The organism is Mesorhizobium sp. WSM4887, assembly GCF_029625865.1.
Classification (GTDB): domain Bacteria; phylum Pseudomonadota; class Alphaproteobacteria; order Rhizobiales; family Rhizobiaceae; genus Mesorhizobium.
The window spans coordinates 390,771-417,562 of the sequence record NZ_JARTVP010000001.1; the positions used below are offsets into that span (position 1 = coordinate 390,771).

Genomic DNA, 26,792 nt, shown 5'->3' on the forward strand with positions numbered 1-26,792 from the left:
GACGTGGCGCGCAGGATCTCCGGAAGAAGTCACGGCGATCCGCGCAGCGCCGACACCAGGGCGAAGGTGGTCAAGGATGACTACCGGCCCTCGCGCGACGAAATCCTGCGCTACATCGCTGAGAACCCCGACCGCTCCGGAAAACGCGACATCGCCAAGGCGTTCGCGCTGCGCGGCGAGGACCGCATCTGGCTCAAGGATCTGCTGCGCGACCTGCAGGATGAGGGCCTGCTGACCAGGAACCGCAAGCGGCTCACCCGCGCCGGCTCCCTGCCCCATGTCGCCGTGCTCGACATTTTCGGCCGCGATAACGATGGTGTGCTTCTGGCGCATCCGAGCGAATACACCGGCCCGGGCTCGCCGCCCGTGATCGCCATCCGCATTTCGCGCGGCGCCAGCGGCCCGGTTCCGGGCATCGGCGCCCGCGTCCTCGCCAAGACCTTCCCGACCGACGATCCCTCAGGCCCCGCCTATACCGGGCGGGTCATGAAGATTTTCGAGAAGCGCAGCGAAGCCGTGCTCGGCGTCTTCCGCGTGCTGAAGGACGGCACCTTTCGCATCGAGCCGGTGGAACGCCGCCAGCCCGAGCTGATCGTCGACAAGGAATTCCAGAACGGCGCCAAAAATGGCGATCTGGTCGAGGTCGAGCCGGCGCGCGCTTCGCGCTACGGCCTGCCGCGGGCCAAGGTGCTGGCGGTGCTGGGCTCGCTGACTAGCGAGAAGGCGGTCTCGATGATCGCCATCCACGCCCACGACATACCCCACGTCTTTCCGGCCCATGTGATCGCCGAAGCCGACGCCGTGAAGCCGGTTTCGCTTGCCGGGCGCGAGGACTGGCGCGATCTGCCGCTGGTTACCATCGATCCGGCCGACGCCAAGGACCATGACGACGCGGTGTTCGCCACGCCCGATACGGATAAGAAGAATCCCGGCGGCGTCATCGTCACCGTGGCAATCGCCGATGTCGCGGCCTATGTCCGCTACGGCACGCCGCTCGACCGCGAGGCGCTGAAGCGTGGCAATTCGGTCTATTTCCCGGACCGCGTCGTGCCGATGCTGCCCGAGCGCATCTCCAACGACCTCTGCTCGCTGCGCGAAGCGGAGGACCGCCCGGCGATCGCCGTGCGCATGACCTTTTCGGCGGAAGGCCGCAAGCTCAGGCACTCGTTCCACCGCATCATGATGAAATCGGCGGCCAAGCTCGCCTACCCGCAGGCGCAGGCGGGGATCGATGGCGTGCCCGACGACAAGACGGGGCCGATCCTCGAAGGCGTTCTGAAGCCCCTCTGGGATGCCTATGCCGTGCTCAAGCGCGGCCGCGACAGCCGCCAGCCGCTCGAACTGGAGCTGCCGGAACGCAAGATCCTGCTCAAGCCCGACGGCACCGTCGACCGGGTCGTCGTGCCGGAGCGCCTCGACGCCCACAAGCTGATCGAGGAGTTCATGATCCAGGCCAATGTCGCGGCCGCGGAGACGCTTGAATGCAAGAAAGAGCCGCTCGTCTATCGCATCCACGACGCGCCGTCGCTGGCGAAACAGGAATCGCTGCGCGAGTTCCTGCACACGCTTGGCCTGTCGCTGACGCGCGGCGCGCAGATGCGGCCCGGGCAGTTCAACGGCATTCTGGAGCGGGTGCGCGGCGCCGACAACGAGGCGCTGGTCAATGAAGTGGTGCTGCGCTCACAGAGCCAGGCCGAATACTCGCCGAAGAACATCGGCCATTTCGGTCTCAACCTGAGACGCTACGCGCATTTCACCTCGCCGATCCGGCGCTATGCGGATCTCATCGTGCATCGCGGACTGATTGCCGCGCTCGGCCTCGGTCCCGGCGGCCTGACGCAGCAGGAAGCGGATCGCCTGGAAGAGGTCGGCGCGCTGATCTCGGCCACCGAACGCCGCGCCATGGCGGCCGAACGCGACACGGTCGACCGGCTGATCGCGGCCTATCTCGCCGAGCGCATCAACGACACCTTCGACGCTCGCATCTCCGGCGTCGCCAAGGCGGGACTCTTTGTCCAATTGCCGCAGTATGGCGCCGATGGTTTCATCCCGGTGTCAAGTTTGGACGGCGATTACTATATCTACGATGAAACCGCTCGATCGCTGTTCGGAGAGCGCACCGGCAAGGGCTACCAGCTAGCCGACCGCGTCGAGGTGCGGCTGCTCGAGGTTGCGCCGATGGCGGGCGCGATGCGTTTCGAAATGCTGAGCGACCCGAAGCCGCTGCCAGGCTCGCGACGGTCGTTCCACAAGACCAAGGGCCGCGCCCGCGCGTCGCAGTCGCGCATGGGTCCCCGCGGCAGGAGAAGATGATGTCGAAGGGCATGGAAGAACAGGTTTTCGGCGGCGAGCACCATTCGGGCCGCGTCGCGCGTCCGCTGTGGACGGCAATCAAGCGCGGCATGCTTGGCCGGTGCCCGCATTGCGGCGAAGGCAAGCTGTTCGGCGCCTTCACAAAGCCCGTCGACAAATGCGGCGTCTGCGGCGAGGAGCTTCATCACCATCGCGCCGACGACCTTCCCGCCTATCTGGTGATCGTCATCGTCGGCCACATTGTGGTTGGCGCCTTCATGACTGTGGAGGCCGCCACCACGCTTTCGACCTGGCAGCACGCGCTGATCTGGGTGCCGCTGACCATTATTCTGGCCGTCGCGCTGTTGCAGCCGGTCAAAGGCGCCGTCATTGGCCTGCAATGGGCGCTCTATATGCACGGCTTCGGCGGCGAGAAGGACGAGTTCGAGCCGCATCTCTAAGCCTGGAGCGGTTCTGTCCTTGATACAAACAACGACCATCTCCGAGCAGTGGAATTCCAGATCGAGAACCGCTGCGCGTTTTTCCTGGAATTGCTCCGGCAGCGACGTTTGGTCCGGGGCTGGTGCAAAGGCCCGAACACGTAAGCCACTTTCGCGTTCGAGAAGTTTCCGCTAGGTCGAGCGCATGGAAGGAATGACCAAGGCGGATGTCGACAAGCTCGATAAAGGCTTGGCCGTGCACGGCGGTCGGCCGCTTCGCCCGCGCGATGCCGCAACCTTGATCCTGCTCGACAGGAGAGCCAGCGACGTTCTGGTGCTGATGGGCCGGCGCCATGCCGGCCACGCCTTCATGCCGGGAAAAATCGTCTTCCCCGGCGGCCGCACCGATCCCGCCGACAGCCGCGTTCCGGTGGCTGCCCCGCTGCATCGTGAGGAAGAGGCAAGGCTTGTGAGCGGCCCCGGCCGCGCGAGCGCCGCACGGGCGCGCGCCATCGCCATGTCGGCAATTCGTGAGACTTACGAGGAAGCCGGCCTGCTTATCGGCCGTAAAGGCCCGTTCGCGACCGCCAAGCGCGATTGGCAGGGTTTCGTCGAACACGGCGTCGCACCGTCGCTGGACGCCCTGCGCTTTATTGCGCGCGCCATCACGCCGCCCAACCGCGTGCGCCGCTTCGATACCCGGTTCTTCAGCGCCTGGCGTGAGGATGTTGCCGTCGAATTGCCCGACGGCGGTCCAACCAACGAGTTGGAAGAGCTCGTCTGGCTACCGCTTGGCAACGCCCGCAAGGCCGACATTCCCGACATCACCCGCATGATCCTGGAAGAACTGGAAAGGCGCCTCGCCCGCGATCCGTTACTGCGTCCGGGCGGCGCAGTGCCGTTCTTCCGCCTCATCCGAAACCGCTTCGTTCGCGAAGTCCTTTAGAAGCAGAGCATCCCCATCGATGACGGTCGATACCCAGCAACAGGGCGACGAACGCGTACACTGGCTGCCGATGACTGCGGCGATCTCCTCGATCAGCGTGGTCGGCATTGCCATCGGCCTCGGCATGCCGCTGCTCAGCGTCATCCTCGAATCGCGCGGCCACTCGGCCTCGATGATCGGCCTCAACACGGCGGTCGCCGGGCTCGCCTCGATCGCCGGCGCGCCGCTCGCCACGCCGCTGGCCATGCGCCTCGGCGTCGCCCAGACCATGCTTTTGATGATCGCCGTTGGCGCGCTCGCTTTTGTCGGCTTCCATTTCGCGCCGGCCTTCTGGATGTGGTTTCCGCTCCGCGTCGCGCTGCACATCTCGCTGACGGTGCTCTTCATTCTGTCGGAATTCTGGATCAGCACCTCGGCGCCACCGCATCGTCGCGGCCTTGTGCTTGGCATCTACGCCACGGTGCTTTCCCTGGGCTTCGCTGCCGGGCCGTGGCTGTTCGCCCATGTCGGCTCCGGTGGCTTCCTGCCGTTCGGCGTCACCATTGCGCTGGTGACGCTCGCTGCCATCCCGGTGCTGGCGGCTCGTAACGAGAGCCCGGCGATCGTCGCCGACGGCGAAACCAGCCATTTCCTGCGCTATATCTGGATGGTGCCCACAGCAACCTTCGCCGTGCTCGTATTCGGCGCCGTCGAGACCGGCGGCTTTTCGCTATTCCCGGTCTATGGCAGTCGCATCGGCTACTCGGAGGCCGACGCCGCGCTGTTGCTGACCATGATCGGCCTCGGCAACGTTCTGCTGCAGATACCGATCGGGATGATCAGCGACCGCGTCTCGGACCGCCGCTACCTGCTTCTGGCCTGCGCCACGGTCGGCCTCATCGGAACCGTGTTCATGCCTTTCTTCGCCAAGGACTGGCACCTGATGGCGGCGCTTCTGTTCGTCTGGGGCGGTGTGGTCGCGGCCATGTACACGATCGGCCTTGCGCATCTGGGTTCCCAGCTTTCCGGCCATGAGCTCGCCTCCGCCAATGCCGCCTTCGTGCTCTGCTACGGCGTCGGCATGGTGATCGGTCCGCAGGCGATCGGCATCGGCATGGACGCCTTCGGCCCTTCGGGCTTCGGCTGGTCGCTGGCGCTGTTCTTTGCCGCGTACATGCTCCTGGTCCTCGTCAGGCTGGTGCGAAAGATCCTCTAGTGAAAATGTCGCCCAGCGCCGGGCATGCTGACATCACCGTGTCAGCAGGCCCCCTGCTATACCCTCGCTCCGATGCAGGAAGAGCGAGGATATAGCGATGATCGACAGCGGCTTTGAAACCAAATCCCTCAGGATGGAACTGCTTCTGCTCGTCACCTTCCAGGCGCCGGCAGCCGATGTCGAGCGCATCATGGAGGCGGTGGTGGCGATCACGCCGCTGCGCATGGGCAAGTATGACGGCAATGCCTACCAGTCGGCGCAAGGCATAGAGCGATACCGGACGCTCGAAGGCGCTGCCGCGGGCGCCGAGATCGAGTTGCGCAGGCGGCCGGGCACGGTCGAGGTGTCGTTCGAACTGCCCGACGATCAGGCGCTCGCCGCCCGTGTCGCCGAAGCGATATTCCAGGCCCATTCCTACCAGGAGCCTGTGATCCGCATTCAGCCGCTGCTGACCAGCCGTTCCAAGGGACTCGACGACCATACCAATCTGAACCGCTGGTGGAACACCACCGGCGACTGGAAGAAGGCCGATCTGCAGGTCAGGGAGAACGCCTGACGCGGCGAGTTCCGCCGCGTCAAAACGGGGCAAGAAGGCGCTTGGACTTGACTTTCCGGGCGCGTTCTTTATGTGTCGCGCCAAGTTTCCCGCGTCCGGGTGTTTTCCCCGTGCTCCAGCGGCCAAAACTCCACGAACATTAACGGACGAACATCATGGCCAAAGCCGCAAACATCAAGATCAAGCTTCTGTCGACCGCCGACACCGGTTTCTTCTACGTGACCAGCAAGAACAGCCGCACCAAGACGGACAAGCTGTCGTTCCGTAAGTACGACCCGATTGCCAAGAAGCACGTCGAGTTCAAGGAAACCAAGATCAAGTGATCCGGTTTATCCTGAAATGCCGAACGCCGCCCCTTGGGGCGGCGTTTTTGTTTTCAGCGGGCGGACGCTCGAGCAAGAAAGCCCGCGGCTGCCTGACGCTGAATCATGCATGAGAAAAAGGGGGCCGGTCGGCGGTTGGCAGCGGTACGAGGAGGCCACTATGTGCCAGCGCCGGCCGGCCGACCCCACGGACCCAGGAGATGCGGCGGACCTGAGCATCATGGGGTATTTTTTGGATCGAGCCGGGCAGTCTACCCTCGTGCCGGCTTCGTCTTCGGTCTATGCCAAGCAGATTTGCGCAAGAACGTATGAAAATCAACCATTTCTTAACCACGGCTCCCGAATCGCTTGGATTAAGGTAAATTCCTAACCCTATCGGGTTGACGCGGAATTGGGGCTTCCGTGCGTAACCGCTTCACGGCGCAACGATTTCAGGCAACGCGCTTAAGTCTTCTGGTCTTGTCCATGTCGATGCGGCAAAACTGCTGCGCACCATTGGGTGGCATGGATTAGGCGGCCTTGGCGACAACCCGGTTGCGGCCGCCGCTCTTGGCCTCGTAGAGCGCAAGGTCGGCTCGCTTCATCAACCCCGCGACCGTATCGGCTCCCCTCAGCACCGATGACACGCCGACGCTGACCGTCACCTCGATCGTCTTGCCACTGCTTCCGATTGCGAAGGGCGCCTGCGCGATCTCGGCGCGGATACGCTCGGCCACCTTCTCGGCGATGGGCCCGTCGGTATCCGGCATGACCACGACGAACTCCTCGCCGCCGAAGCGGCAGGCGAGATCGATGCCGCGCACGTTCTTGCGCAGCCGCCTGGCGAATTCGCGCAGGACGTCGTCGCCGCCGTCGTGGCCATGCGCGTCATTGATGGATTTGAAACGGTCGAGGTCGGTGATCATCACCGAGAGCGGCCGCCGCCGCGCCACGGCGCGGTCGAACAGCGTCTCAAGATGGCTGTCCAGGTAGCGGCGGTTGTGCAGGCCGGTCAGCGCGTCGGTCACCGCCATCTCGATGGTCTGGGTGACGCTGGCGCGCAGTTGATCGTTATAGCGCTTGCGCCGCACCTGCGTGCGCAGGCGCGCCGTCAGCTCGTGCTGATCGATCGGCCGCGTCAGATAGTCGTTGATGCCGAGTTCGAGGCCGCGGATGATGCGGCCCTCCTCGCCCTCATCGGCCAAGAGCATGATCGGCAGGAAGCGGGTGCGGTCGAGCGAGCGCAGTTGCGAGCAAAGCCGGAGCGCATCGAAATCGGCGAAGGCCGTCGAGATCAGCACGCATTCATAGGCAGTCTCGGCGGCCTGGAAGAATCCGGCATTCGGATCGGTGGCGACGTCGAGATCGGCGCTGCCGCGAAGCATCTTCTGGATACGCTCGATAGACGACTTGCGCTCGTCCACCAGAAGCACCTTGGGCTTGGTATCTTCCGTCGCGAAGTTGCGGCTGAGCAGCTCTTCGATACCGATGTTGCGCGTGGTCGAGGCGCGCAGCCGCAATTCGTCGGTCAGCGACTTCAGCCTGACCAGACTCTTCACCCGCGTCATCAGTTGCAGATCATTGACCGGCTTGGTGAGGAAATCGTCGGCGCCCGCCTCAAGGCCGCGCACCCGGTCCGATACCTGGTCGAGCGCGGTGATCATGACAACCGGAATATGCGAGGTCGCCGGGTCGCTCTTCAGCCGCTTGCAGACCTCGAAGCCGTCCATGCCCGGCATCATCACGTCGAGCAGCACGACATCGACCTTGCCGTTTTCGCAGGTCTCGATCGCATCCGGGCCGTTGCCGGCCGTCAGCACCTCGAAATATTCGGCCAGCAGCCGAACCTCCAGCAGCCGCACATTGGCGGGGATGTCATCGACGACGAGGATCCGCGCGGTCATCTCAAAGGCTCCGGCTCAGGCATCGCCCAGATAGGATTTGATTGTTTCGATGAAGCGCGGCACCGAGATCGGTTTGGAAATATAGGCCTCACAGCCGCCCTGACGGATGCGCTCTTCGTCGCCCTTCATCGCGAAGGCGGTGACGGCGATGACCGGGATCGAGTGCAGTTCGTCGTCTTCCTTCAGCCACTTGGTCACTTCCAGGCCAGAAACCTCGGGCAGTTGGATGTCCATCAGGATCAGGTCCGGCCGGTGCTGGCGCGCGAGATCCAGCGCCTCCAGGCCGTTGCGCGTGCGGACCGTTTCGTAACCGCTGGCTTCGATGAGGTCCCGAAAGAGCTTCATGTTGAGCTCATTGTCCTCGACGATCATGACCTTCTTAGCCATCAATTTCCCGTCCCGACGGTCCCCTGAGCCGAAGACCGCCGTCATGCGTCCTTGCCGGATCGCACCCAACCCGCCTGTACCCTACGTCAATATGATTGACGAAACGCAAACCTGCCGTTGGAAAAGCACACCCATTCCACTTGCGGCTGCAGGGCTGAAGCGGCTGAGACTTGCCGCAAGCGACGCTTGCCATTACTGCGGAAGAAAGACTCAACATGCACATCGGCAAAAGGTAATGATGACGAACGCAGCGTCAATGCGCGAGGAGGCGGAAACCCTTGCCGTCAGGGCGCTTGGCTTCGTCGCCGGCGATCCGGAGCTGTTGCCTCGCTTCCTGGCGATAACCGGCATCGAGGCGCGGTCGATCCGCCACGCTGCCGCGGAGCCGGGCTTCCTTGCCGGCGTGCTGCAGTTCATCCTCGCCCACGAGCCGACGCTTTTGCGCTTTGCCGAGGAAACGGGCACGCCACCGGCTGCCGTCGGCAAGGCTTTGCGGGAGCTGCCGCTCGGCAACGACGATCATGAGCGCTCGACATGAGCGACGATCCCGAAACCGCGCGCCAGATCGAGGAGTTGGCGGCCGACGACCGGCCGCTGCTGGTGCTCGATGTCGATGATGTCGTGCTCGAATTTATCCGTCCCTTCCCGCGCTACCTGAAGTCGCGCGGCTTCGGGCTGACTCTCGCCTCCTTCCGCCTCACCGGCAACATCGCCGAGACGACGTCCGGCCGGCTGATCGAGCAGGCGGAAGTGACGGCGCTTCTCGGCGATTTCTTCGATGCCCAGGCCGATTGGCAAAGCATCACCGACGGCGCCGCGGAGGCGCTGGCGTCGCTCGGACAGCGCGCCGAAATCGTGCTCCTGACCGCGATGCCACACAAGCACCGCGCCGTGCGCCGGGCGTATCTCGACGCGCTTGGCCTGAACTACCCGCTCCTGACCACCGAAATGGCCAAGGGCCCAGCCATCGCCAAGCTGCGCGGCGCCAAGGGCCGGCCCGTCGCCTTCGTCGACGACCAGCCCTCCAACCTGCTGTCGGCGCGCAGCTCTGTGGTCGACGCGCACCTCTTCCACCTGATGGCCGACAATTCGCTGCGCGCTTTCCTGCCGCCGACGCCGGACGACATCATCTCGGTCGATAACTGGCGCGAGGCGGCGCCGAGGATTGCGGGCGCGCTCGGGCTATAATTCAGGCGCTCAGGGCTGCAGCTTCGCTCCAGCCCCGTCATTGTCGCCGCCGTCCGAATCGGCCCCGCCGGTTGAATTGTCCGTTCCGTTCGCGCCGTCATCGCCGCTCGAATTGTCGTCCTGCCCCGCGCTGTCGTCCTGGACTTTATCCGGGCCCTTCAGCATGGCGCCGTTGACGACGATGGACCCATCGGCCTTGGTGTTGATCACCCACTCCAGGCGACCGTCAGGCAGTGTCTTGCCAAAACCCTTGACGGCAAGCGCGAACGGGAAGGCCTGCACCATTTGCTCATCGCTCTTTGCCGCTTCCTTCAGGGCATCGACGATCCTGTCGTAGCCGGCGACGTCGATGGTCACGCTCCCATCGGCTTTCTTGCTATCCGGGAAATACACCTCGCCTTCCATGGCGACTTCGATACCGCCATTCTTTACTGTCGAGTGCCCGAACACGATCTTGGGCTTCTTGGCCTTGAAATCCTCGACCAAAGCCTTGCCGAATGCATCCGGCAGCGACGGATTCTTATTGAGATCAAAGGCTTCGATCGTCTTCCTTGCCATGGTATCGAGATCAATATTGGCGCCACCGAAGTTGAGGTCGATATCCGTCGGCAGCAACGCGACGCTCCAGGCGGGCAGCGCTTGCTGCGGGATCGTCAGGCCGGAGGCCTTGATCGAGTAATCGACTCTGCCGTTCGGTGAGATTCCGTCCATCGCGAACGCGGTGCTGAACTGCTTCGCCGCGAATTTGCCGACAGGGCTCTCCACCTCGAAATCCTTGAAGCTGTAGTTGCCGTCGATCCTTTCCCAGACGGGCAGCGCGGCCAACAGGAGCGATTTGAGCTCCGCCTGGTTAGCCTTGAGCTTGCCTTCGTCCTCATTGGCGACGGCAAAGGCAAGAAGGTCGAGCAACGGCTTCGTCCGTACGCCCTTGCCATTCGCATCAACGGAAAGTTCGGGCGTTTTCAGGGTGACTGGAAAATTCATTCCGCTGTTGGGATCGTCCATCTTGATAGTCTCGACGAAGCTCGAGACCTTTTGCGTTGCCTTGAAGTCGACGCCGCCATTGGCCGACTTGGTGGCGGCAATCGTCGCGGTGCCGGCACCGGCGGTGACGTCCGCCTGCTGCTTGGCTTCCCGAGACGTCATCGTCATGCCGGCCATCGAGCTGGCGCCGCTGGTGAACGCCGCCAGGTTCGGATCGTAGACGGCGGAGCCCTTGCCGTCCTTGACCGAAACTTGGATGCTTTGCGGGCCTTCGGGTCCGTTGAATTCGAAGGACATGGTGTGGGAAAAATCCGAGGTGACCTCCCAGAATCCATCGCTGCGCGGCTTCACCATCAAGGCATAGGGCGCGAGGTCGATCTTGAACGGCTTCTGCTCCGGCAGGGCGCTGACCAGGGCCTTGACGTCCACTGCGATCTTGTAGGCGTCGCCTTCGACCGAGACCTTGAGCACGCCCTTCTCGAACGCCTGCTTGCCGAGATAGCGCGCCAGATTGTCCGAAAGCTGTTTGGCGCCCTGGCTGTCGACGGTCTGCGCAACGGCCGGCGCGCTGAAAGCAAGAATGAAAACAAGTGGCAAAACACAATTCACGTCAGTCTCCGTCGGTCTCGGAAGGCAAATCGTTTCGTCTTCTGGTGGAAAAGAAGCATTACAGCCGCAAGACGATGACTGTAAGCCAAATCATCAAGCGGCTAAAGCACCAGCCGCATCAGCGGCCTGCCGGGCTTGCGCTCCAGAAGCCTCTCGAACCCGGCCTTCTCGAACACGCGCGACGAGCCGACGAACAGCCCGATCGAACGCGAATCGCGCGACAGATCGATCGGGCAGGCTTCCAGCAGCCTGGCGCCATTTTCGCGGGCAAAGGCGATGCCGCCGTCGACAAGGCGATGAGTGATGCCCCTGCCCCGCGCCTTGGCGCGAATGAAAAAGCAGGAGATCGCCCAGACGTTCGGGTCTTGGGCATCCGCGGGATCGACAGGCGCCGAGCCCCGGCCTTGATTGTTCCATTCAGGCACGTCGGCGCGCGGGCCGACCTGCATCCAGCCGACGGCCTTGCCGTCCTCGAAAGCTAGAAGCCCGGGCGGCGGGCCGGCTTCGATGCGCGCCTTGATGTGATCCTTGTTGCGCTCGCGGTCGCTTGCCCGCCGCTCCGCCGGGGTCAGCCGGAAATGCGTGCACCAGCAGCCGTAACAGGCGCCCTGCTTGCCGAAGAGATCCTCGAAATCGGTCCAACGCTCAGGACTCAGCGGTACTATGGTCGTGCTCATACGTTCTCCCCAGGCCAAGCTTGTTGCAGGCCCTGCACTGTCGTACCATTGCGTTTGTTCTCTTTATGTTCGCAGCGATGGCGGCTCCTGTCAACAATCCCGAACACGGCTTCTGTCGCGACTGCCTGGCTTCTCAGCGCAGCGAGACGCGCCGTTGCGAGCGCTGCGGCAGCCCGCGCCTTGTCCGTCATCCGGAACTCTACCGGCTGCACATCGCTCACATCGACTGCGACGCTTTCTATGCCGCCATCGAAAAGCGGGACAATCCGGCGCTGAAGGACAAGCCACTCATCGTCGGTGGCGGCAGGCGCGGCGTCGTCTCCACTGCCTGCTACATCGCCCGCATCCAGGGCGTGCGCTCGGCGATGCCGATGTTCAAGGCGCTCGAGGCCTGTCCCGAGGCCGTGGTGATTCCGCCGAACATGGAAAAATATGTCCGCGTCGGCCGCGAGGTGCGCGCGCTGATGCAGGCGCTGACGCCGCTGGTCGAGCCGCTGTCGATCGACGAAGCTTTTCTCGACCTCGCCGGTACCGAGCGGCTGCATGGCATGCCGCCGGCGCTTGTGCTGGCCCGCTTCGCACAGACCGTCGAGAAGGAACTCGGCATCACCGTTTCCGCCGGTCTCTCTTACTGCAAGTTCCTCGCCAAGATCGCGTCGGACTTCCGCAAGCCGCGCGGCTTTTCAGTCATCGGCGAAGCGGAAGCGCCAAGCTTTCTCGCCGGGCAGCCGGTCACGCTGATCTGGGGCGTCGGCAAGGCCTTGGCCGCGACGCTCGAGCGCGACGGCATCCGCACCATTGCCCAGCTGCAGCGCATGGAGCGCGGCGAGCTGATGCGGCGCTACGGTGTCATGGGCGACCGGCTCTACCGGCTTTCGCGCGGCGAGGATGACCGCCGCGTCGACCCCGACGGCGATGCCAAGAGCGTATCGGCCGAAACCACCTTCGACAACGACATCGGCTCGCTGGCAGAATTGGTGCCGGTGCTGCGCGGCCTGTCGGAAAAAGTCTCGGCGCGGCTGAAGAAATCCGGCATTGCCGGGCGCACCGTGGTGCTGAAGCTGAAGACGCAGGATTTCAAGCTGCGCACACGCAACCGCCAGCTTGGCGATCCGACACGGCTGGCCGATCGCATCTTCCAAACCGGGCTCGATTTGTTGCGTCGCGAGACCGACGGCACGAAATTCCGCCTGCTCGGCATCGGCGTCAGCGATCTTTCCGACGACGGGAAGGCCGATCCGCCGGATCTGGTCGACGTCCAGTCGCGCAAGCGCGCGATGGCCGAAACCGCGATCGACGAGCTGCGCGACAAATTCGGCAGGAAGGCCGTCGAGACCGGTTACACCTTCGGCAAGGGCCGTGCTGCCAACCCGCCCGAGCCGCTCGAGGACTGAGACCGGCTGGCATTCATGGGCGGCTTGATCAGGTGCGCTGCAGGTCGATCCGGCTCGTCACCATGGTCTTGCCAGTTTCTGGATCCGTGTCGGTCACCGTCAGCCGCATGCTGTCGCTGCCGGTCTTTTCGACGGTCAACTGCGCTTTGCGGTCGCCATTGACCTCCTTTGCCCAACGGATGCCGAGATTGAGCGCGTTGCCCGAGCGGCTGCCGTTCAATTGCGCCGGCCCGGTACGTGAGCCGATATAGACGCCGCTATAGCCCCTGCCGGTGGCCTTCAGATCCGCGCTGATCTCCCGCGTCATCAAGATCAGCCCGCGGCATTTGCCGTCGAGCGACAGCGAGGTCGAGGTAGCGCCGGATTTGAAGTCGCAGGAGATATTCACCGTCGGCGCATTCGCGCTCACCTTGAAGGTGCCGTTGCCGGCGAAGCTGCCCTGGAACGAGCGCAGGAAATCTGCATCGTCGGCGTAGGCGCTCGCGGCAGTCATCAGGCAGCCGGCGAGAACGAGCGGAACCACTGGTCTCATCGAAATTCTCCCCCGTTGGAGCCGAAACGCGCCTCCTGGCCTCGGAAGGCGCAAACAGACTCAGGAACGCAAGCGATCTTGGCAGGTTCCCCTGCCGATATCACCGTTTTGCAACAATGTCGGTTGGCGTGAGGGTATTTTAAGCCGGCGGCGGCTCAGGCCGAGAGCGCGGCCTTCACCCAATCCAGCCGCGCTGCCGGCACCAGCCCGTAATTATAGAAATTGATGCCATCGACATCAGTTTTCCGCGCCGGGCTGACCTTCGCCGCTAGCAACTGCGGACCCGCCATTTCCGGGTAAAAAAGCCGGTAGCCGGTGCCGAGAAATTTGCCGGCGCCGAGCGCGGCGCGGCCGTCCGTCACCAGGCTTGCGACATCCTCGGCCTGCATGTCATAGGCGCACAGGATCGCCCCGTCGCAGACCTTGCCGACAGCCGCCAGATCGCAGCCACCCAGCCAGCCTTCCTTGAGGTCGATGATGAGGACCTCGGTGACCGGATGCGCCACCTCGCGCAGCTCGGCGATCAGACTGGTCACCGGCTCGAAGCGCCAGACCAGATAGGCGTGTAGCTCCGGCCATGGCCCGAAAACCTCGAGTCCGCTCGCTGGAAAGCTGGGGAAGCGCCGCTCCGGCACTGCGCGCTCGCAGGTCTCGACAATCCATTGCCGGACGAGCGCTCGCGCCGGTTCGGCGTTGACCCCGGCTTTGGCTGCGCGATCGACACAGGAGGGACAGAAGCACAGCGACAGCAGGAAATCCTCCTCGGGCGTCAGGCCGACGCCGTCCTTTTCGTGATGGTACTCATGGGCAAATCCCATGAAGGAAGGGCTTTCGAGTTCGATCCTGTCCGGTTTGTAGCCGTGCGAGATGTCCGCAACCAGCGCCCGGACATAGGCGCGCGCGTCGGGATGCGAGGGACAGAGATTGTAATAGTTGGGATCGCCGAAGGCGTTGCGAGTGACCGCCTCGGGATGAAGCATGCCGAGGCGGGTGTTGTGCAGGCACACCGTCCAGCAAGAGACCCCGGGGCCGCCCTGTTCCCGCCGGCGGACGAGTTGGCCAAGCACGTCGCCGCCTTCGCTGATCACATCCGCGACCTTGGGCTGGATGGCGAGGTCGGCCCATCGCGCCGCTGACGGCTTGAAATAGATGGTGCCATCCTCTGGAAAATAGGCTTTTCGCCGCGGGCTACGCGGCTGCAGGAAGCGACCGGCATGATAGGAGGTGGCCAGGCTGATCATGTTGAGGCCGGCGCGCTGGACAATATCGCGCTCGACCGTCTCCAGGCCGAGATCCTGAATGTCCCAGGGATAGGTCCACATCGAAAGCTGCATGCTCATCCTCGGTTCTTCGTCCCTTCCGGGCCGGCGTCAGCCTTCGACCGGCTCGGCCACTTGCATCAGGCAGTCGCCCGCCTCGCACATGGTGTGCAGCCGGCGCGACAGCACGATGCCGCTTTCGGAGAAACGCATCGCCTCCTCGGCAAGCTCCAGCCGTTCGAGATCGTGATACCATCCCGCCAGCTGGCCAGCACTGACGCTGTCGCCGAGGCGGACCGCAGGCTCGAACCAGCCGCGCCGCGTCGAGTAGATGCCCTGGCTGTGCCTCGACAGCGAAAGCAACCGCGTCGGCTTCGCCGGCTCTGCGTCCGATGTGAGCACCGGCGCCGCGACCACGCCCAGCTCGACCATCAGGCGATCGAGCGCGCGAGCGGTAAGCGTCATCGAATCGACGGTAGCGGTTCCGCCGCCGCCGAATTCGCCGCTGACGCCGATGGCGCCAGCCCGGCGCGCGGCACCCATCGAGGTCGGCGAGGCCTGGCCGTTGTCTGCGACGAAGCCGAACGGCATCCCGAGCGCGCGCATTAGCTCGACACCCCGCCGATGGCGCTCGGCATCGGCATTGCGCTCGACCAGCGCCGTCGGCAGATGCTCCATCGAGGTGCCGCCCGAATGGATGTCGAAGACGACATCGTGACGGGGAAACAGTTCCGTTTCCAGGAAATGGGCGAGCCGACTGGTCGGCGTGCCCGTCGGATCGCCCGGGAACGCGCGGTTGAGGTTGCCGCCGTCCAGCGGCGAGCAGCGCTTGGCGGCCATAACCGCCGGCGTATTCGCCATCGGCAGGATTGTGATGCGACCGCTGATTGCGGCCGGATCGAGCCGGCGGATCAGCTTGGCCAGCGACAGCTCGCCCTCATACTCGTCGCCGTGGTTGCCAGCCATCAGCAGCAGTGAGGGACCCTTCCCGTTGCGAATGGTGCAGATCGGTACCTTGACCTGGAAATAGGGTGAGCGGTCGACCGAGAACGGAATGCTGAGATAGCCGTGCGTTTTGCCTTCGCGGTCGAAATCGAGCGTGTGGACAAGGCCGGTATGCATGCTGTCCTCTCAGACGGCCGCGACGGCGGTGACTTCGATGCGCAGGTCCGGGTCGGCCAGACGCGCTTCGACGCAGGCGCGTGCCGGCAGGCGCTCGGGATCCACCCAGGCATCGTAGATCTTGTTCATCGCGTCGAAATCGCCGATCTGTGGCAAGAAGATGTTGACCGCCACGAGCTTCGACTTGCTGCTGCCGGCCTCATGCAGCAGCGCCTCGACTTTGGCCAGAACATCGCTGGTCTGCGCTTCGATGCCCCCCTTGCGGTCGTTGGCGACCTGGCCGGCTATATGCACCATGCCGCCATACACCACCGCCTGCGACATGCGAGAGCCGGACTGGAAGTATTTGATCATCTCGGATCCTTTCGAGTTCTTTTTGGAGGCCTGGTCAGCCGAAATAAGTCGGAATGGCATGGGCCACACGACCGGTCTCATCCACACCGAAAATAACGCGATAGCGGTCGAGGCAGGTGCAGGGATGCGAAATGCCGAATTCGATGACGTCGCCGACCGCGATGTCGTCGCCAGGCTGGAGAGCCAGGAAGGCATGCTGATCGTTGAGCTTGACTACCTGCGATTTCTCAGGTGAAGCCGGCAGCGGCTCGCCCGAACGATACACCCTGAGCGGCTTGGGAAAACCCTGGTCGAAGGAGACGTCGCGCATGCCCATGCCGCAAATGACGAGATCAGGTTCCGGCCGCGAAAGCACTTCGGCCCAGACACGCAGGACCGGACGGAAAGAATTGCGCGCCGAGGCGGTGGCGCCGCCGAGCTCGAAACCGCTGCGGCTGTCGACCGCGCCAAGCGATCGGTCATAGACGCCGTGGTCGTGGAAGAAGATGGCACCGCTGCGCAGCACCAGCGTCGCCTTGCCGTCCTGTTCGACCAGCGGCGAAAGCGCCGCCACCACCCTGTCGAAGAAGACCGACCCGCCGGCCGTCACGACCAGGGGAGCCTCGCCGCCGAGGCGAGCGCGGAGCCTGAGGAACATGTCGCCCACCGATGCCAGCAGCGCAGAGACCGCTTCATCGGTGCGCAGCGAATCAGGCTGAGCGGCAGCACCTTCATAGGTGCCGACGCCGGCAATGCGCAGCCGTCCGCCGGTCGCAGCGACGGCATCGGCGATTGCTTCGGCCTCGGCCGTGGTTCGTGCGCCGGCCCTCGCCGCGCCGAGCTCGACCAGGACACGCAACGGCGGGAGATCGGCAGCTGCCCGCCACGCATCCGCCAGTGCCCGCACGGCCGCGACCGAGTCGGCGAAGACATAGAGCTCGGCATCCGGCCACGCGCCAGTCAGTTTCGCGAGCCGGCCTGCACCACCGGCGCCGCCGACCTCGTTGGCAATGATCAGTCTCGAGAGACCCGCCTTCAGCATCACCGTTGCCTGCCTTATATCGGCGACCGTCGTGCCCCAGGCACCGGCCTTGACCAGCGAATGGGCGAGATCCGGCGCCATCGGCGTCTTGGCATGCGGCGCGACCGCAGCGCCCTGCTCGCGCGCATAACGCAGGAACAAGTCGCGATTTGAGGCGAAGGCCGCTTCGTCAAGGGTGAGCAGCGGCAGCGACATGCGGCCATCGGCCGGATGCCAGCCTTGCTGTCCGGCCAGGCTGGAATCCAATCCGGACGTGCCGGGGGGCACGCCACGGATACGATCGTCGAGCATGAAATTTTCATGCACGACAAGCGATTGGGCCGGTGTGTTCTCGCTCATCCGATGCTAACCCTTCCGTCGCCGAACAATGGCTCAACCGATTGCCGGCCAAGGCCTGAGGGAACCGCGTGCCAAATCCCTACTCCGGACCCATCATCGACGCCCATCACCATCTCTGGGATCTCAGCCTCGGCCGCCATCCCTGGCTGACCGCCTCTGCCGGCGAACGCGGCGGCCTCGGCGAGCTTGATGCCTTGCGCCGCAACTATCTGCCCGAGGATTATCTGCGCGACGCCGCCCGGCACAATGTCGTCGCCAGCGTCCATGTCGAAGCCGGCTGGGCGAGCGACGACAGCGTCGGCGAGACCCGCTGGCTCGAGACGCTCGACAAGTCGTGCGGCGGCGTAGCGGCGCGCTACGTCGTCCATGTGCAGTTGGCGAGCCACAACGCGGCGGAGTTGATCGAGGCGCAGGCCGCGTTCGACCGCGTCATCGGCATACGCGACATTCTGAGCTGGGACCCTGATCCCGCCCGGCGCTTCGCCGCTCGCGACGGCATAATGGACGATCCCGCCTGGCGCGCCGGCCTTGGCTCGCTCGCCCGGTACGGGCTCTCCTTCGACCTGATGGTGTTTCCACGCCAACTGGCCGAGGCAGCGCACCTCGCCGCGGCCTTTCCCGACCAGCAATTCGTCCTCAACCATTGCGGCAGCCCGATCGACCGTGATCCCGAAGGCTTGCAGAGATGGCGAGACGGGCTGCGCCTGCTGGCCGAGCGCGACAACGTCGCCATCAAGATATCCGACCTGGTCGCTTACGATCATGACTGGACGCTCGAAAGTCTGCGGCCGATCGTTCTGCATTGCATCGACTGCTTCGGCATGAAGCGCGCCATGTTCGGCTCCGACTTCCCGGTCGCCGGCCTGCACGCCTCGTTCAATGAGGTATATGACAGCTTCAAGGTGATCACCGCGGATCTTTCCCGGGACGAGCAGGCGGCGCTGTTCTTTGGCAACGCCGCTCGCATCTATCGCCTGGACGCCGGGTCATCGCCGGGCTTGCTCCCTGCCTGAGAGCAGCAGGAGCCCGAGGATGAGCGAACCGAACAGGATGCTGCGCCAGCCGGGCGATGCATTGACCACGGTGATCAGCGCAGTGATCGTCATCAGCAGGATGGCTCCCGGGATGGTGCCGGCATAGGTGCCGAGCCCGCCGAGGATCGAGGTGCCGCCAAGCACCACTGCGGCGATCGAGGCGAGCAGATAAGGATCGCCGATCCCGACATAGCCCTGCCCGTTCATGCCGAGCACCAGCACGCCCGCGAGCCCCGCCGTGAATCCGCTTATGCCGTAGACAGCCAATGTCGTGGAAATGATCGGCACGCCCGACAGCGAAGCCGCAAGCGGATTGGCGCCCATGGCGAAGATGCGGGCGCCGAAAGGCGTTGCATGCATCAGCGTCAGCACGAGCATGGAAACCGCGATCCACAGCAGGATGCCGGCCGGGATGCCGGCCGGCCGCGCATTGCCAAGCCAATGAACCAGCGGGTTCTCGGCGGTGACGGCACTGCCGCCGGCAATGATGATCAGCAGACCCTGCAGGAATGTCGCCATGGCCAGCGTCATGATCATCGGATGGACGCGCAGCAGCGCCACCCCTAACCCGTTGACCACGCCGATAGCTGTGGTCAGCGCAAGCACCGCGAGCACGGAGGCAAGGCCGGTCGGATCGGCCTGCCATGACAGCAGCGGCAGGCTGATGGCGCTGACGGTGACGATCGCTGCCACCGAGAGATCGATCCCGCCGGCGATCACCACGAAGGTCTGCCCGGCCGCCACGAGGCCGATCACCGCGCCAAGTTCTACCAGGTAGCGCAGATGTCCGTAGGCGCCGAAGCCGCGCGATGCGATGCTCGCCGCAATCCAGACTGCGACGACGATGGCAAGGGTGAGGAACGGTCGGCTGGTGAGGATCGCCCTGGCGCGTCTGCCGCCGGGGCTTTCGGTCCACGCTGTCATTGCTGCACCTTGCGGAATTGCGGGATGGCGACCGCGCCGATGATGATCAGCCCTTGCGCGACATACTGCGCTACCGGGGTGAAGCCGAGGAAGAACATCACGCTAATCATCAGGCTGAGCAGCAGGCTGCCGGCGAGCGCGCCTCGCATGGTGCCCTGCCCGCCGAGAAAGCCAATGCCGCCAAGCACGGCAGCGGCAATGGAATTGAGCGTGAAGGCGGTGCCGATGACCGGATCGCCAGAGCCCGTTTGCGCGGCGACGAACAGCCCGGCGCCGGTCGACAAGAGGCCGCTGATCGCATAGGCGGCCACACGCGCCGCGTCGACCGGCACACCGGAACGGTAAGCCCCGACCGGATTCTCGCCGGCGGCATAGAGGCTCAATCCAAGCGGCGTGGCGAGATAGAGCTTCCACAGCAGGACGACCACCACCAGCAGCACGAACGCCGCTGGCGTGTCGCCGGCAAGCAGGTCGGACAGCCAAGCCGGGATGGAGCCGCCAGGCCTCGGCAGGATCAGCAGTGCGGCGCCACCGATGATGAACGAGCCGGCGAGCGTCACCACGATCGCCGGCAGGCGCAGCCTGACCACGATGAAGCCGGTCGCGGCGCCGATGCCGAGCCCGGCAAGCGCCACGGCGGCCGCGCCGCCGGCGACGCCCAGCGGTCCGCCCATGGTGGTCGCGGCAATGACCGCGCCGAGGCTGACGGTCGCGCCGATCGCAAGGCTGATGCCGCCGGTGAGCATGAGGATCGCCTGCGCCATCGCCACCAGCGCCAGCGGGAACCAGCTCTGGGTGAACTTGGCAAAGCCGGAGACCCTGAACAGGCCCGGAAAAAGCACGGCATAAGCGATGAGAAACGCCAGCACCACCAGGAAGAGGCTGCGAACGCCGATGTTGCGGCGCGCCTGCACCTGCCAGTAGAGCGCGCCGTCGGCTCTCGCGGATGGAATGATGCTCATGCCGCCACCTTCCGCCTCTCTGCACCCATCGCCGCCGACACGATGGCTTCCTCGCTCAGCGCGGCACGCTCGATCATCCTGACGACGCGGCCTTCACGAACCACCGCGACGCGGTCGCATAGATGCACCAGTTCCGGCGTATCGGAACTGAGCAGCACGACCGCCTTGCCAGCGGCGGCGAAGGCGCGAAGCATCAGATAGATTTCGCGCTTGGTCTCGACATCGACGCCACGCGTCGGATCGTTGAGCAGCAGCACCAGCGGATCGTGCGGCATCCACTTCGCCAGCGCGACCTTCTGCTGATTACCGCCCGACAAGGCCTGCGCCGGCCGCTGCAGATCGCCCTTGATGGAAAGCTGGGCGGCGAGATCCCTTCCCTTCTGGCGTTCAGCCTTGCGGCTGCGCAGCTTCAACGACGGAAGTCGTGCGAGGGTAGGCAACATCATGTTGGTGATGATCGGATGAATAAGGTGGAGGCCCTCGCGCTTACGGTCGGCTGGCACATAGGCGAGCCCCAGCGCGTTGGCTTTCGGCACATTACCCGGCAGGCCCGACACGCCGTTTACCGTCGCCGAAACCGTCCTCGCCGGGATGGCCCCATAAAGACCGAGCAGCAGATCCTCCTGCCCCTGACCGACCAGGCCGCCTATGCCCAGCACCTCGCCGGTCCCGATGTCGAGGTCGACGTCGTGCATCAGGCCGGCCGAGAAGCCGCGGACCGAGATGGCGGCGCCGGGCGATATCGACGGCTGCCATTTCGGAAAGAGATCGCCGGGGTCGCGCCCGACCATCAGGCGCACCAATCCAGTCGCATCGGTTCCCTCCAGCGGCCGGTCGGCCGTGCAGGCGCCGTCCTTCAGCACCGTCACATGCTGGCAGAGCGCCATCACCTCGTTGAGCCGGTGCGAGATGTAGAGAATGGCGACGCCTTCTCCACGCAGCCGTCCCAAAAGGTCGGTGAGGATTTTCGTTTCCGTCGCCGAGAGCGACGAGGTCGGCTCGTCGAGGATGAGCACGCGCGGCCGGCGATAGAGAGCCTTGGCGATCTCCACCATCTGCCGTCGCCCGAGAGATAGATTCCCAACCGGTGTCGACAACGGCTCGTCGAGGCCGACGAGTTTGCATGCCGCCTTCGCCCGCGCGGCAAGCTCCTTGTAGTCGACCAGCCCGAAGCGCTTGGGATAGGCGCCGATGCCGATGTTCTCGGCTATCGAAAGGCTGGCCGTCAGGCTGAGCTCTTGCTGCACGACGGCGATGCCGGCCTGTCGCGCGAGCGCTGGCGTCATGCGTGCCACGGCACGCCCATCGACCTCGATGGTCCCGCTGTCCGGGCGCAAGGCGCCCGACAGGAGGTTGATCAAGGTCGACTTTCCGGCGCCGTTCTCGCCGAGCAGCGCATGCACGCGGCCCGGCTGGAGAGCGATGGAAACGTCGCGCAGGACGGGGTTGCCGAAGAACGCCTTCGACACCCCCCGCGCGGCAAGGAGCGGAGCCATGGTCAATGCTGCGACCCTTCGCCTACTTCTGCGCCAGCAGCTTCTTGAACAGCTCCTCATCGTAGGGCGAATAGATGTAGCCGTCAGCCGGGAAATCTTTCGCCCGGGCGAGGTATTGATCGATGTTGGAATTGTCGATGACCGGCAGCGGAATCTTGACGAAGGCCGGCACGTCCTTACCCTCCAGCGCCTGAACCGCGGTGTAGGTGGCAAATGCGCCGAGCCAGTTCGGCTGCATGGTCGCCCAGCTCTTCAGGCCCTTTTGCTTCCACAGCTCGAGGAACTGGCGCGCATTCTCGCCGGTGATCGGCACCTGGTCGCGGCCCTGCTTGTCGAGCGCGAGCACCGCACCGGCCGAGAGCGCGCCGCCGAGCGACAGGATGCCGTCGATCTCGGGATTGGCGAACAGCAAGCTGGTGACGGCTTCCTGGGCCGGCGCGACATTGTACGGCGTGTTGGTCTCGGCGAGGATTTTCACGTCGGGGTGGGCCTTGAGCTCGGCATCGGCGCCCTTGCGGCGATCGTCGCTGACCGAAACGCCGGCCGGGCCGTTGAGGATGAGGATCTTGCCCTTGCCGCCGATGGCGTCGATCAGGAACTTCGCAGCCTGGTCGCCCCACTGCGAGGAATCCGTGTTGACCTTGGCCGTCACCTGGTCGGTATCGACCAGGCTGTCGAAGTTGATGATCGCAATGCCCTTGGCGCAGGCATCCGCGATCACGCGCGCCGGAGCGGTCGAGGAACCGGCGATCAGGATGATGGCGTCGACATTGGAATCGATCATCGACTGGATCTGCTGGATCTGCACATTGGCGTCGCCCTGGGCGTCGGTCACGACCAGCTTGTCGACCAGCCCCTGCTTCTTGAGCGCCTCGACCTCGGCTTCGATCGTGCCCTGGGTCTGCTTCATCCAGGTCGGCACGGAATAGATGTTGGCCCAGCCGATCGTATACGGCGCCTTGCGGTCGCCCTTGATGCACTTCGCGGCCGCATCGGCCTGCGAGCCGACACCCACGGCCAGGACGAGACCGAGGCAAAAGGCGCTGGCGGATGCGAAAAACGATGACTTCTTCATGACGGTTCCCCTTCTGTAGCTCTTGTCCGGACGCGCGGAGTCGGGACGGCGAAACACCGCGGTCGCCGCGTCGCGGAAACCGCTTGTTCGTCGTCTGGACTTCTTCTGCCCAGCTCGTTAGTTTGTCCGATATTCCAGACAGAATGTCTGTATATCGGACAAACTGGATGCTAGACTGAGCCTTGACATCTTTCAAGCGTCTTGAGACGAGAGCCGAAAATGATTTTTGGGCGGCTGGCATGAGCGAAGGCGCAACTGGTTTGATCGAGGCAGGCGCCGGGGCACAACCGCAGCCCGGCGAGCGCCGCCGCGGCATCGACCGCGTCATCATGCTGCTCGAGGCCCTGCTGAAGCATCGCGCGCCGATGCGCGTCGGCGACATCGCAAAGATGATCAACGCACCGCGTTCGACGACCTATGAGATCGTCAACAGCCTGCTCGAAGCCGAGATGCTCGAAAATGTCGGGTCCGAGGGCTACGTCTATTTCGGGCGGGCGATGCACTTGTTCGGATGGGCGTACTCGCATCACAACGCACACTATCGCCGCATCCTTGAAACGCTGGACAGGATGGCGGCCGAGACCGGTGAGACCGTTCAGCTCTGTGGTCTGCGCGGCAACAAGTATGTCGTTCTCGATTGCCGGGATTCTCCTGGCCCTTTCCGCATCTCGAGCGATGTCGGCGTCGAGGTGCCGATCCCCTGGACGGCGTCGGGGCGGCTGCTGGTCGGCCATATGCAGGAGAGGGAACTCAAGGATTTCATTCCTGCCGCCGACTACGAACTCCCCGACGGTCGGGTCATTGCTCCCGACGAGTTCTTCGCCGATGTCGACCTGGCTCGCCGGCAGGGCTTCAGCGAGACCTCGGCGCTCGCCGACCGTTTCACCTGGTGCATGGCGGCTCCCATCCGCGACAGCCACGGCGCCATCAACACGACGCTTTGCTTTGTGCTGCCGGTCGATACGCCGGAGCCGCGTCGCAACCAGTTGCTTGAGCTGCTGCGCGAGCGCGCCCGCGCACTGTCGCTCGCCGGAAGCTGAGCCGGAATGCGGCCGTCTGGCCCAGTCGAATGCCGCGACTACCGGTTGCGGCACAACGACGGTGTTGCGACATAGCGCCAATGGCACCCGCTCCCTCGATCACCAAGGCCGCGCTCTGGATGGCGCTGTCGATCGCCTCGTTCCTGGCGATGTCGGTCGCTGGCCGTACCGCGACGGCCGCGCTCAATGTCTTCCAGGTGCTGGAGCTGCGCTCGGTGATCGGCTTCTTCATCCTGCTGCCGCTGGTGCTGATGGGCGGCGGCTTTAGGGCGATGCGCACCCAGCGCCCGCTCGCCCACATTGCCCGCAACGTGGTCCATTATGCCGGCCAGGCCGCCTGGCTCTATGCGCTGACCTTGATTCCGCTGGCCGTGCTGATCTCGATCGAGTTCACGACCCCGATCTGGACGGCGATCCTGGCGGTGAGCTTTCTCGGCGAAAGGCTGTCGCGGGCCAGGCTGACGGCAATCGTGCTGGGGCTGATCGGCGTGGTGATAATCGTGCGTCCCGGCGTCGGCTCGGTCGATCCCGGGCATCTCGTCGTGCTGGGAGCCGCAATGTGCTTCGGCGTCTCGGTGGTCATGGTCAAGTCGCTGACGCGAACCGACAGCGTCGTACGCATCATCTTCTGGATGCTGATCATTCAGTCCGTGGTCGGCCTCGTCCCGGCGCTCTATGTCTGGCGCAACCCGGCAGTCGAACTGTGGCCGTCGATATTGGTGGTCGCCTTCACCGGCATGTCCTCCCATTTCTGCATGGCCCGCGCGCTCAGCCACGCCGATGCGACCGTCATTTCGCCGATGGACTTCCTGCGCGTGCCGCTGTCTGCGCTGATCGGATGGCTGCTTTACAACGAGCAGATCGATGTCTTCACCGCCGGGGGCGCCTTGCTGATCCTGACCGGCAATCTGCTCAACCTGCAGCGCAAGGCGCCTCAGCCTGCCGAAGTCGCGACCTCCTAGCTGCCAGGTCAGACGCCCGGTTGGGTTGCCTGCGAACTGGCGTCGGCGGGACCGTCATCACTCGCCTCATCGCTCAATCGTAGACGCCATCAAATAGAAGATCATTGTCGCCGCCGGCCTTGAAATGTCCGGCGTAAGAGCCCGCTGGCAGCAGCAGGGCTTCGCCCGCACCGTTGCGTAATGTTACGGTCTTTGGCCCGATCGCAAGGTGAAATGGCGGATCAAGCACGGTGCCGTCGATTTCGACCCGGCCCCGCAAAGGCGTTCCATCGGCGCTGTAGAGCGCATAAGTTCCAGCAATAGGAACATCAAAGATCTTCCGCTCACCGGGTTGCAGGCGGAAACCAGCGATCCTGAGGTTTGGCGCCACACGGACATAGCTGTTCAAAATCAGGGGCGCGACTACCGGATAGATATAGTCCATCCGGTAGGACCACAGGATCAGCTTCGGGCGAGACTTGCTAAGCACATTGTAAGCCTCGGAACGCCCGCTTTCCCGCAAGGTCGCGAGCACGTAGTGTTTGTCGAGCCACAAAGTTGTTGGCTCCATTCGATTGGGCAACATTCCTATGCCGTCGAAGTACCGCTCGTCGGGTGCAAGCAATGACTCCGCACGCGCCACCAGCTCAAGTTGGGCCGTATTGTCGAAGCGAAAGTAAAGTATATTGGCAACGAAGCTTATGGCCATCGCCGTGACCAAGGCTATCCACGCCAGGCGCAGATAACGCGCGCGGGCTGCGAGGCCGTCGAGCATCGTCAACGACCATAGCGACATGAACGGCAACGCCATGATGAACACGTAGGGCCACGGCTGGTCGTGCGCGAAGACCAGCACCGTGATGACGACAGAGAAGATCAGCGCAATTCGCCTCCGCTCGTCGAGCTTCATGATCTGTATCAGAGACAGAGCCATGCCGGCGAAACAGAAGACGTAAAGAACATAATTGCGCGCGAGCGTCTGAACCACGAAGCGCCTCAGCCCCCCGTAGTCACCGCCGCCGCGCGTTGCGACCTCAAGAGGGCCGAACACCAAGCTCTTGGCGATGGGAACAGGGTCGGCGCCGCCGAAGATGAAGCAATATGCGATTATAGGCAGAGTCCATCCCAGCACGAGCCATGCCCCGCGGACCATGCCTGCCAGGTAGCGTCTCATCAAAGCCGCGTCGGTGACCAGGCCAAGGCCTAGCGCAAGGTTGAAGTAGATTGATTTCTGCGTTGCGAGAAACGACAGGCCGCTCAAGGCGCCGGCAGCGACAAGCTGCCATCCCCTCAATTCACGGGCCCGTAGCACGACCAGCAGCGCCCCTACGGCGAAGAACACCGCCAGCGGTTCGGCGATAGTGCGAAAGATGCGCTCCATGAAATTCGAGAAGCACAAGAGGACGAGGACAATGGCCAAGGCACGAACCCGATCCTCCCCAAGCGCGCGAGCGCAGGCGTAGACCAAAGCAATGGTCGCGCATGCCAGCAACGCGGTCTGCATACGACCGACAAGCAGAATGGACGTGGCATCCCAACCGATCAGGTGAGCCAGCTTGTAAAAGGCGGTGGAACCGACCGCCTTGCTTGGCTGCACGGTGGCGAACAGCCCATTAAACAAATGCTTCGCGTATCCAAGCTGACCAAATTCGTCCATGACGAATCGGCAATTCCAAGCCAAGGCGAACAACAACGCGATCTTCAGTACGATCAAAGCGCGTAGAAAGATCGTTAAGCGGCGCGATCCTGCACCGAATAAATCAGTCAGACCTGCTTCTGATCGCATTCAATCCCGCCCTGGAATGAACCTCAGATTTAA

The 26,792-nt window shown here is 64.0% G+C and carries 26 protein-coding genes; 12 read left to right on the forward strand and 14 right to left on the reverse strand.

Annotated elements, in window-relative coordinates:
• Positions 1 to 3: 3 nt before the first annotated feature.
• The 6 genes from rnr to rpmG all read left to right on the forward strand — a co-directional run bounded on the left by rnr (position 4) and on the right by rpmG (position 5,752).
• Positions 4 to 2,313, forward strand: a complete 2,310-nt coding sequence (gene rnr, locus P9230_RS01920) for a ribonuclease R (protein WP_278117194.1) — start codon at positions 4 to 6, stop codon at positions 2,311 to 2,313.
• Positions 2,313 to 2,753, forward strand: a complete 441-nt coding sequence (locus P9230_RS01925; protein ID WP_095802261.1) for a DUF983 domain-containing protein — start codon at positions 2,313 to 2,315, stop codon at positions 2,751 to 2,753. The genes rnr and P9230_RS01925 overlap by 1 nt, the downstream gene beginning before the upstream one ends.
• 184 nt (positions 2,754 to 2,937) lie before the next feature.
• Positions 2,938 to 3,678 carry an NUDIX hydrolase gene (locus tag P9230_RS01930; protein ID WP_278054161.1) on the forward strand — a complete coding sequence of 247 codons (741 nt, stop codon included), beginning with the start codon at positions 2,938 to 2,940 and terminating at the stop codon, positions 3,676 to 3,678.
• Between the two features lie 19 nt (positions 3,679 to 3,697).
• A complete protein-coding gene (locus P9230_RS01935; RefSeq protein ID WP_067328142.1) occupies positions 3,698 to 4,873 on the forward strand; it encodes an MFS transporter in 1,176 nt (391 codons plus the stop codon).
• 97 nt (positions 4,874 to 4,970) lie between these two features.
• The gene (locus P9230_RS01940; protein WP_278117197.1) at positions 4,971 to 5,429 is read left to right on the forward strand and encodes a hypothetical protein; all 459 of its coding nucleotides are present in this window, start codon (positions 4,971 to 4,973) and stop codon (positions 5,427 to 5,429) included.
• A gap of 155 nt (positions 5,430 to 5,584) precedes the next feature.
• Entirely contained in the window at positions 5,585 to 5,752 is a 168-nt protein-coding gene (rpmG, locus tag P9230_RS01945; RefSeq protein WP_040995604.1) for a 50S ribosomal protein L33, read from the forward strand.
• A gap of 509 nt (positions 5,753 to 6,261) precedes the next feature.
• Here the strand turns inward: rpmG and P9230_RS01950 are convergent.
• A complete protein-coding gene (locus P9230_RS01950; protein ID WP_095802204.1) occupies positions 6,262 to 7,635 on the reverse strand; it encodes a PleD family two-component system response regulator in 1,374 nt (457 codons plus the stop codon).
• Between the two features lie 15 nt (positions 7,636 to 7,650).
• Complete coding sequence (locus tag P9230_RS01955) at positions 7,651 to 8,022, reverse strand: response regulator (protein ID WP_027166515.1); 372 nt, start codon at positions 8,020 to 8,022, stop codon at positions 7,651 to 7,653.
• Between the two features lie 238 nt (positions 8,023 to 8,260).
• Between P9230_RS01955 and P9230_RS01960 the strand changes: the two genes are divergently transcribed.
• Together P9230_RS01960 and P9230_RS01965 are read left to right on the forward strand one after the other, a co-directional pair.
• Positions 8,261 to 8,560, forward strand: coding sequence for a DUF3572 domain-containing protein (locus P9230_RS01960; protein WP_095826132.1), 300 nt, complete (start codon positions 8,261 to 8,263; stop codon positions 8,558 to 8,560).
• Positions 8,557 to 9,210 carry a hypothetical protein gene (locus P9230_RS01965; protein WP_278117199.1) on the forward strand — a complete coding sequence of 218 codons (654 nt, stop codon included), beginning with the start codon at positions 8,557 to 8,559 and terminating at the stop codon, positions 9,208 to 9,210. The genes P9230_RS01960 and P9230_RS01965 overlap by 4 nt, the downstream gene beginning before the upstream one ends.
• Before the next feature lie 9 nt (positions 9,211 to 9,219).
• Here the strand turns inward: P9230_RS01965 and P9230_RS01970 are convergent, their stop codons facing one another.
• Positions 9,220 to 10,803, reverse strand: coding sequence for a hypothetical protein (locus tag P9230_RS01970; RefSeq protein WP_278117201.1), 1,584 nt, complete (start codon positions 10,801 to 10,803; stop codon positions 9,220 to 9,222).
• Between the two features lie 101 nt (positions 10,804 to 10,904).
• Positions 10,905 to 11,480: a GNAT family N-acetyltransferase gene (locus P9230_RS01975; RefSeq protein ID WP_067328128.1), complete on the reverse strand. Its 576-nt coding sequence runs from the start codon at positions 11,478 to 11,480 to the stop codon at positions 10,905 to 10,907.
• Between the two features lie 65 nt (positions 11,481 to 11,545).
• Between P9230_RS01975 and P9230_RS01980 the strand changes: the two genes are divergently transcribed.
• Positions 11,546 to 12,874, forward strand: coding sequence for a DNA polymerase IV (locus tag P9230_RS01980; RefSeq protein WP_278087424.1), 1,329 nt, complete (start codon positions 11,546 to 11,548; stop codon positions 12,872 to 12,874).
• 28 nt (positions 12,875 to 12,902) lie between these two features.
• On the opposite strand, the gene P9230_RS01985 is transcribed toward P9230_RS01980, so the two are convergent.
• The 5 genes from P9230_RS01985 to P9230_RS02005 form a co-directional block, all read right to left on the reverse strand.
• Complete coding sequence (locus tag P9230_RS01985) at positions 12,903 to 13,406, reverse strand: hypothetical protein (RefSeq protein WP_127404286.1); 504 nt, start codon at positions 13,404 to 13,406, stop codon at positions 12,903 to 12,905.
• A 155-nt stretch (positions 13,407 to 13,561) separates the two neighbouring features.
• Entirely contained in the window at positions 13,562 to 14,740 is a 1,179-nt protein-coding gene (locus P9230_RS01990; RefSeq protein WP_278118315.1) for a hypothetical protein, read from the reverse strand.
• A 36-nt stretch (positions 14,741 to 14,776) separates the two neighbouring features.
• On the reverse strand, positions 14,777 to 15,787 hold the full coding sequence (locus P9230_RS01995; RefSeq protein ID WP_127242076.1) for a succinylglutamate desuccinylase/aspartoacylase family protein: 1,011 nt from the start codon (positions 15,785 to 15,787) through the stop codon (positions 14,777 to 14,779).
• A gap of 9 nt (positions 15,788 to 15,796) precedes the next feature.
• A complete protein-coding gene (locus P9230_RS02000; protein ID WP_067000282.1) occupies positions 15,797 to 16,141 on the reverse strand; it encodes a RidA family protein in 345 nt (114 codons plus the stop codon).
• Positions 16,142 to 16,175: 34 nt separating this feature from the next.
• The gene (locus P9230_RS02005; RefSeq protein ID WP_127242075.1) at positions 16,176 to 17,501 is read right to left on the reverse strand and encodes an alanine racemase; all 1,326 of its coding nucleotides are present in this window, start codon (positions 17,499 to 17,501) and stop codon (positions 16,176 to 16,178) included.
• Positions 17,502 to 17,569: 68 nt separating this feature from the next.
• Here P9230_RS02005 and P9230_RS02010 point away from each other — a divergent pair, with 68 nt between their 5' ends.
• Positions 17,570 to 18,514 carry an amidohydrolase family protein gene (locus P9230_RS02010; protein WP_278117205.1) on the forward strand — a complete coding sequence of 315 codons (945 nt, stop codon included), beginning with the start codon at positions 17,570 to 17,572 and terminating at the stop codon, positions 18,512 to 18,514.
• Here P9230_RS02010 and P9230_RS02015 read toward each other — a convergent pair.
• From P9230_RS02015 to P9230_RS02030, 4 genes are read right to left on the reverse strand one after another with little or no spacing between them, the layout of a single operon-like run.
• Positions 18,488 to 19,459 carry an ABC transporter permease gene (locus P9230_RS02015; RefSeq protein WP_278117207.1) on the reverse strand — a complete coding sequence of 324 codons (972 nt, stop codon included), beginning with the start codon at positions 19,457 to 19,459 and terminating at the stop codon, positions 18,488 to 18,490. The genes P9230_RS02010 and P9230_RS02015 overlap by 27 nt on opposite strands.
• Positions 19,456 to 20,421 (reverse strand): ABC transporter permease, encoded by a 966-nt coding sequence (locus P9230_RS02020; protein ID WP_278117209.1) that lies wholly within the window; start codon positions 20,419 to 20,421, stop codon positions 19,456 to 19,458. Before P9230_RS02020 ends, P9230_RS02015 begins: the two co-directional genes overlap by 4 nt.
• Positions 20,418 to 21,917: a sugar ABC transporter ATP-binding protein gene (locus P9230_RS02025; RefSeq protein WP_278117211.1), complete on the reverse strand. Its 1,500-nt coding sequence runs from the start codon at positions 21,915 to 21,917 to the stop codon at positions 20,418 to 20,420. The genes P9230_RS02020 and P9230_RS02025 overlap by 4 nt, the downstream gene beginning before the upstream one ends.
• 22 nt (positions 21,918 to 21,939) lie before the next feature.
• Positions 21,940 to 22,992: an ABC transporter substrate-binding protein gene (locus P9230_RS02030; RefSeq protein WP_278117213.1), complete on the reverse strand. Its 1,053-nt coding sequence runs from the start codon at positions 22,990 to 22,992 to the stop codon at positions 21,940 to 21,942.
• A gap of 239 nt (positions 22,993 to 23,231) precedes the next feature.
• Between P9230_RS02030 and P9230_RS02035 the strand changes: the two genes are divergently transcribed.
• Both P9230_RS02035 and P9230_RS02040 read left to right on the forward strand, forming a co-directional pair.
• Positions 23,232 to 24,032: an IclR family transcriptional regulator gene (locus tag P9230_RS02035; RefSeq protein ID WP_278117216.1), complete on the forward strand. Its 801-nt coding sequence runs from the start codon at positions 23,232 to 23,234 to the stop codon at positions 24,030 to 24,032.
• Between the two features lie 80 nt (positions 24,033 to 24,112).
• Positions 24,113 to 24,994 carry a DMT family transporter gene (locus tag P9230_RS02040; protein WP_127240814.1) on the forward strand — a complete coding sequence of 294 codons (882 nt, stop codon included), beginning with the start codon at positions 24,113 to 24,115 and terminating at the stop codon, positions 24,992 to 24,994.
• Between the two features lie 73 nt (positions 24,995 to 25,067).
• Here the strand turns inward: P9230_RS02040 and P9230_RS02045 are convergent, their stop codons facing one another.
• Positions 25,068 to 26,759: a hypothetical protein gene (locus P9230_RS02045; RefSeq protein ID WP_278117218.1), complete on the reverse strand. Its 1,692-nt coding sequence runs from the start codon at positions 26,757 to 26,759 to the stop codon at positions 25,068 to 25,070.
• Positions 26,760 to 26,792: the final 33 nt, after the last annotated feature.

Bases quoted from the DNA above. Each gene is read 5' to 3' on its own strand.
- P9230_RS01925 (WP_095802261.1), top strand. From the start codon at position 2,313: ATGTCGAAGGGCATGGAAGAACAGGTTTTCGGCGGCGAGCACCATTCG.
- P9230_RS01930 (WP_278054161.1), top strand. From the start codon at position 2,938: ATGGAAGGAATGACCAAGGCGGATGTCGACAAGCTCGATAAAGGCTTG.
- P9230_RS01935 (WP_067328142.1), top strand. From the start codon at position 3,698: ATGACGGTCGATACCCAGCAACAGGGCGACGAACGCGTACACTGGCTG.
- P9230_RS01940 (WP_278117197.1), top strand. From the start codon at position 4,971: ATGATCGACAGCGGCTTTGAAACCAAATCCCTCAGGATGGAACTGCTT.
- rpmG (WP_040995604.1), top strand. From the start codon at position 5,585: ATGGCCAAAGCCGCAAACATCAAGATCAAGCTTCTGTCGACCGCCGAC.
- P9230_RS01950 (WP_095802204.1), bottom strand. From the start codon at position 7,635: ATGACCGCGCGGATCCTCGTCGTCGATGACATCCCCGCCAATGTGCGG.
- P9230_RS01955 (WP_027166515.1), bottom strand. From the start codon at position 8,022: ATGGCTAAGAAGGTCATGATCGTCGAGGACAATGAGCTCAACATGAAG.
- P9230_RS01960 (WP_095826132.1), top strand. From the start codon at position 8,261: ATGACGAACGCAGCGTCAATGCGCGAGGAGGCGGAAACCCTTGCCGTC.
- P9230_RS01965 (WP_278117199.1), top strand. From the start codon at position 8,557: ATGAGCGACGATCCCGAAACCGCGCGCCAGATCGAGGAGTTGGCGGCC.
- P9230_RS01975 (WP_067328128.1), bottom strand. From the start codon at position 11,480: ATGAGCACGACCATAGTACCGCTGAGTCCTGAGCGTTGGACCGATTTC.
- P9230_RS01980 (WP_278087424.1), top strand. From the start codon at position 11,546: ATGTTCGCAGCGATGGCGGCTCCTGTCAACAATCCCGAACACGGCTTC.
- P9230_RS01985 (WP_127404286.1), bottom strand. From the start codon at position 13,406: ATGAGACCAGTGGTTCCGCTCGTTCTCGCCGGCTGCCTGATGACTGCC.
- P9230_RS01990 (WP_278118315.1), bottom strand. From the start codon at position 14,740: ATGCAGCTTTCGATGTGGACCTATCCCTGGGACATTCAGGATCTCGGC.
- P9230_RS01995 (WP_127242076.1), bottom strand. From the start codon at position 15,787: ATGCATACCGGCCTTGTCCACACGCTCGATTTCGACCGCGAAGGCAAA.
- P9230_RS02000 (WP_067000282.1), bottom strand. From the start codon at position 16,141: ATGATCAAATACTTCCAGTCCGGCTCTCGCATGTCGCAGGCGGTGGTG.
- P9230_RS02005 (WP_127242075.1), bottom strand. From the start codon at position 17,501: ATGAGCGAGAACACACCGGCCCAATCGCTTGTCGTGCATGAAAATTTC.
- P9230_RS02015 (WP_278117207.1), bottom strand. From the start codon at position 19,459: ATGACAGCGTGGACCGAAAGCCCCGGCGGCAGACGCGCCAGGGCGATC.
- P9230_RS02020 (WP_278117209.1), bottom strand. From the start codon at position 20,421: ATGAGCATCATTCCATCCGCGAGAGCCGACGGCGCGCTCTACTGGCAG.
- P9230_RS02025 (WP_278117211.1), bottom strand. From the start codon at position 21,917: ATGGCTCCGCTCCTTGCCGCGCGGGGGGTGTCGAAGGCGTTCTTCGGC.
- P9230_RS02030 (WP_278117213.1), bottom strand. From the start codon at position 22,992: ATGAAGAAGTCATCGTTTTTCGCATCCGCCAGCGCCTTTTGCCTCGGT.
- P9230_RS02035 (WP_278117216.1), top strand. From the start codon at position 23,232: ATGAGCGAAGGCGCAACTGGTTTGATCGAGGCAGGCGCCGGGGCACAA.
- P9230_RS02040 (WP_127240814.1), top strand. From the start codon at position 24,113: ATGGCACCCGCTCCCTCGATCACCAAGGCCGCGCTCTGGATGGCGCTG.
- P9230_RS02045 (WP_278117218.1), bottom strand. From the start codon at position 26,759: ATGCGATCAGAAGCAGGTCTGACTGATTTATTCGGTGCAGGATCGCGC.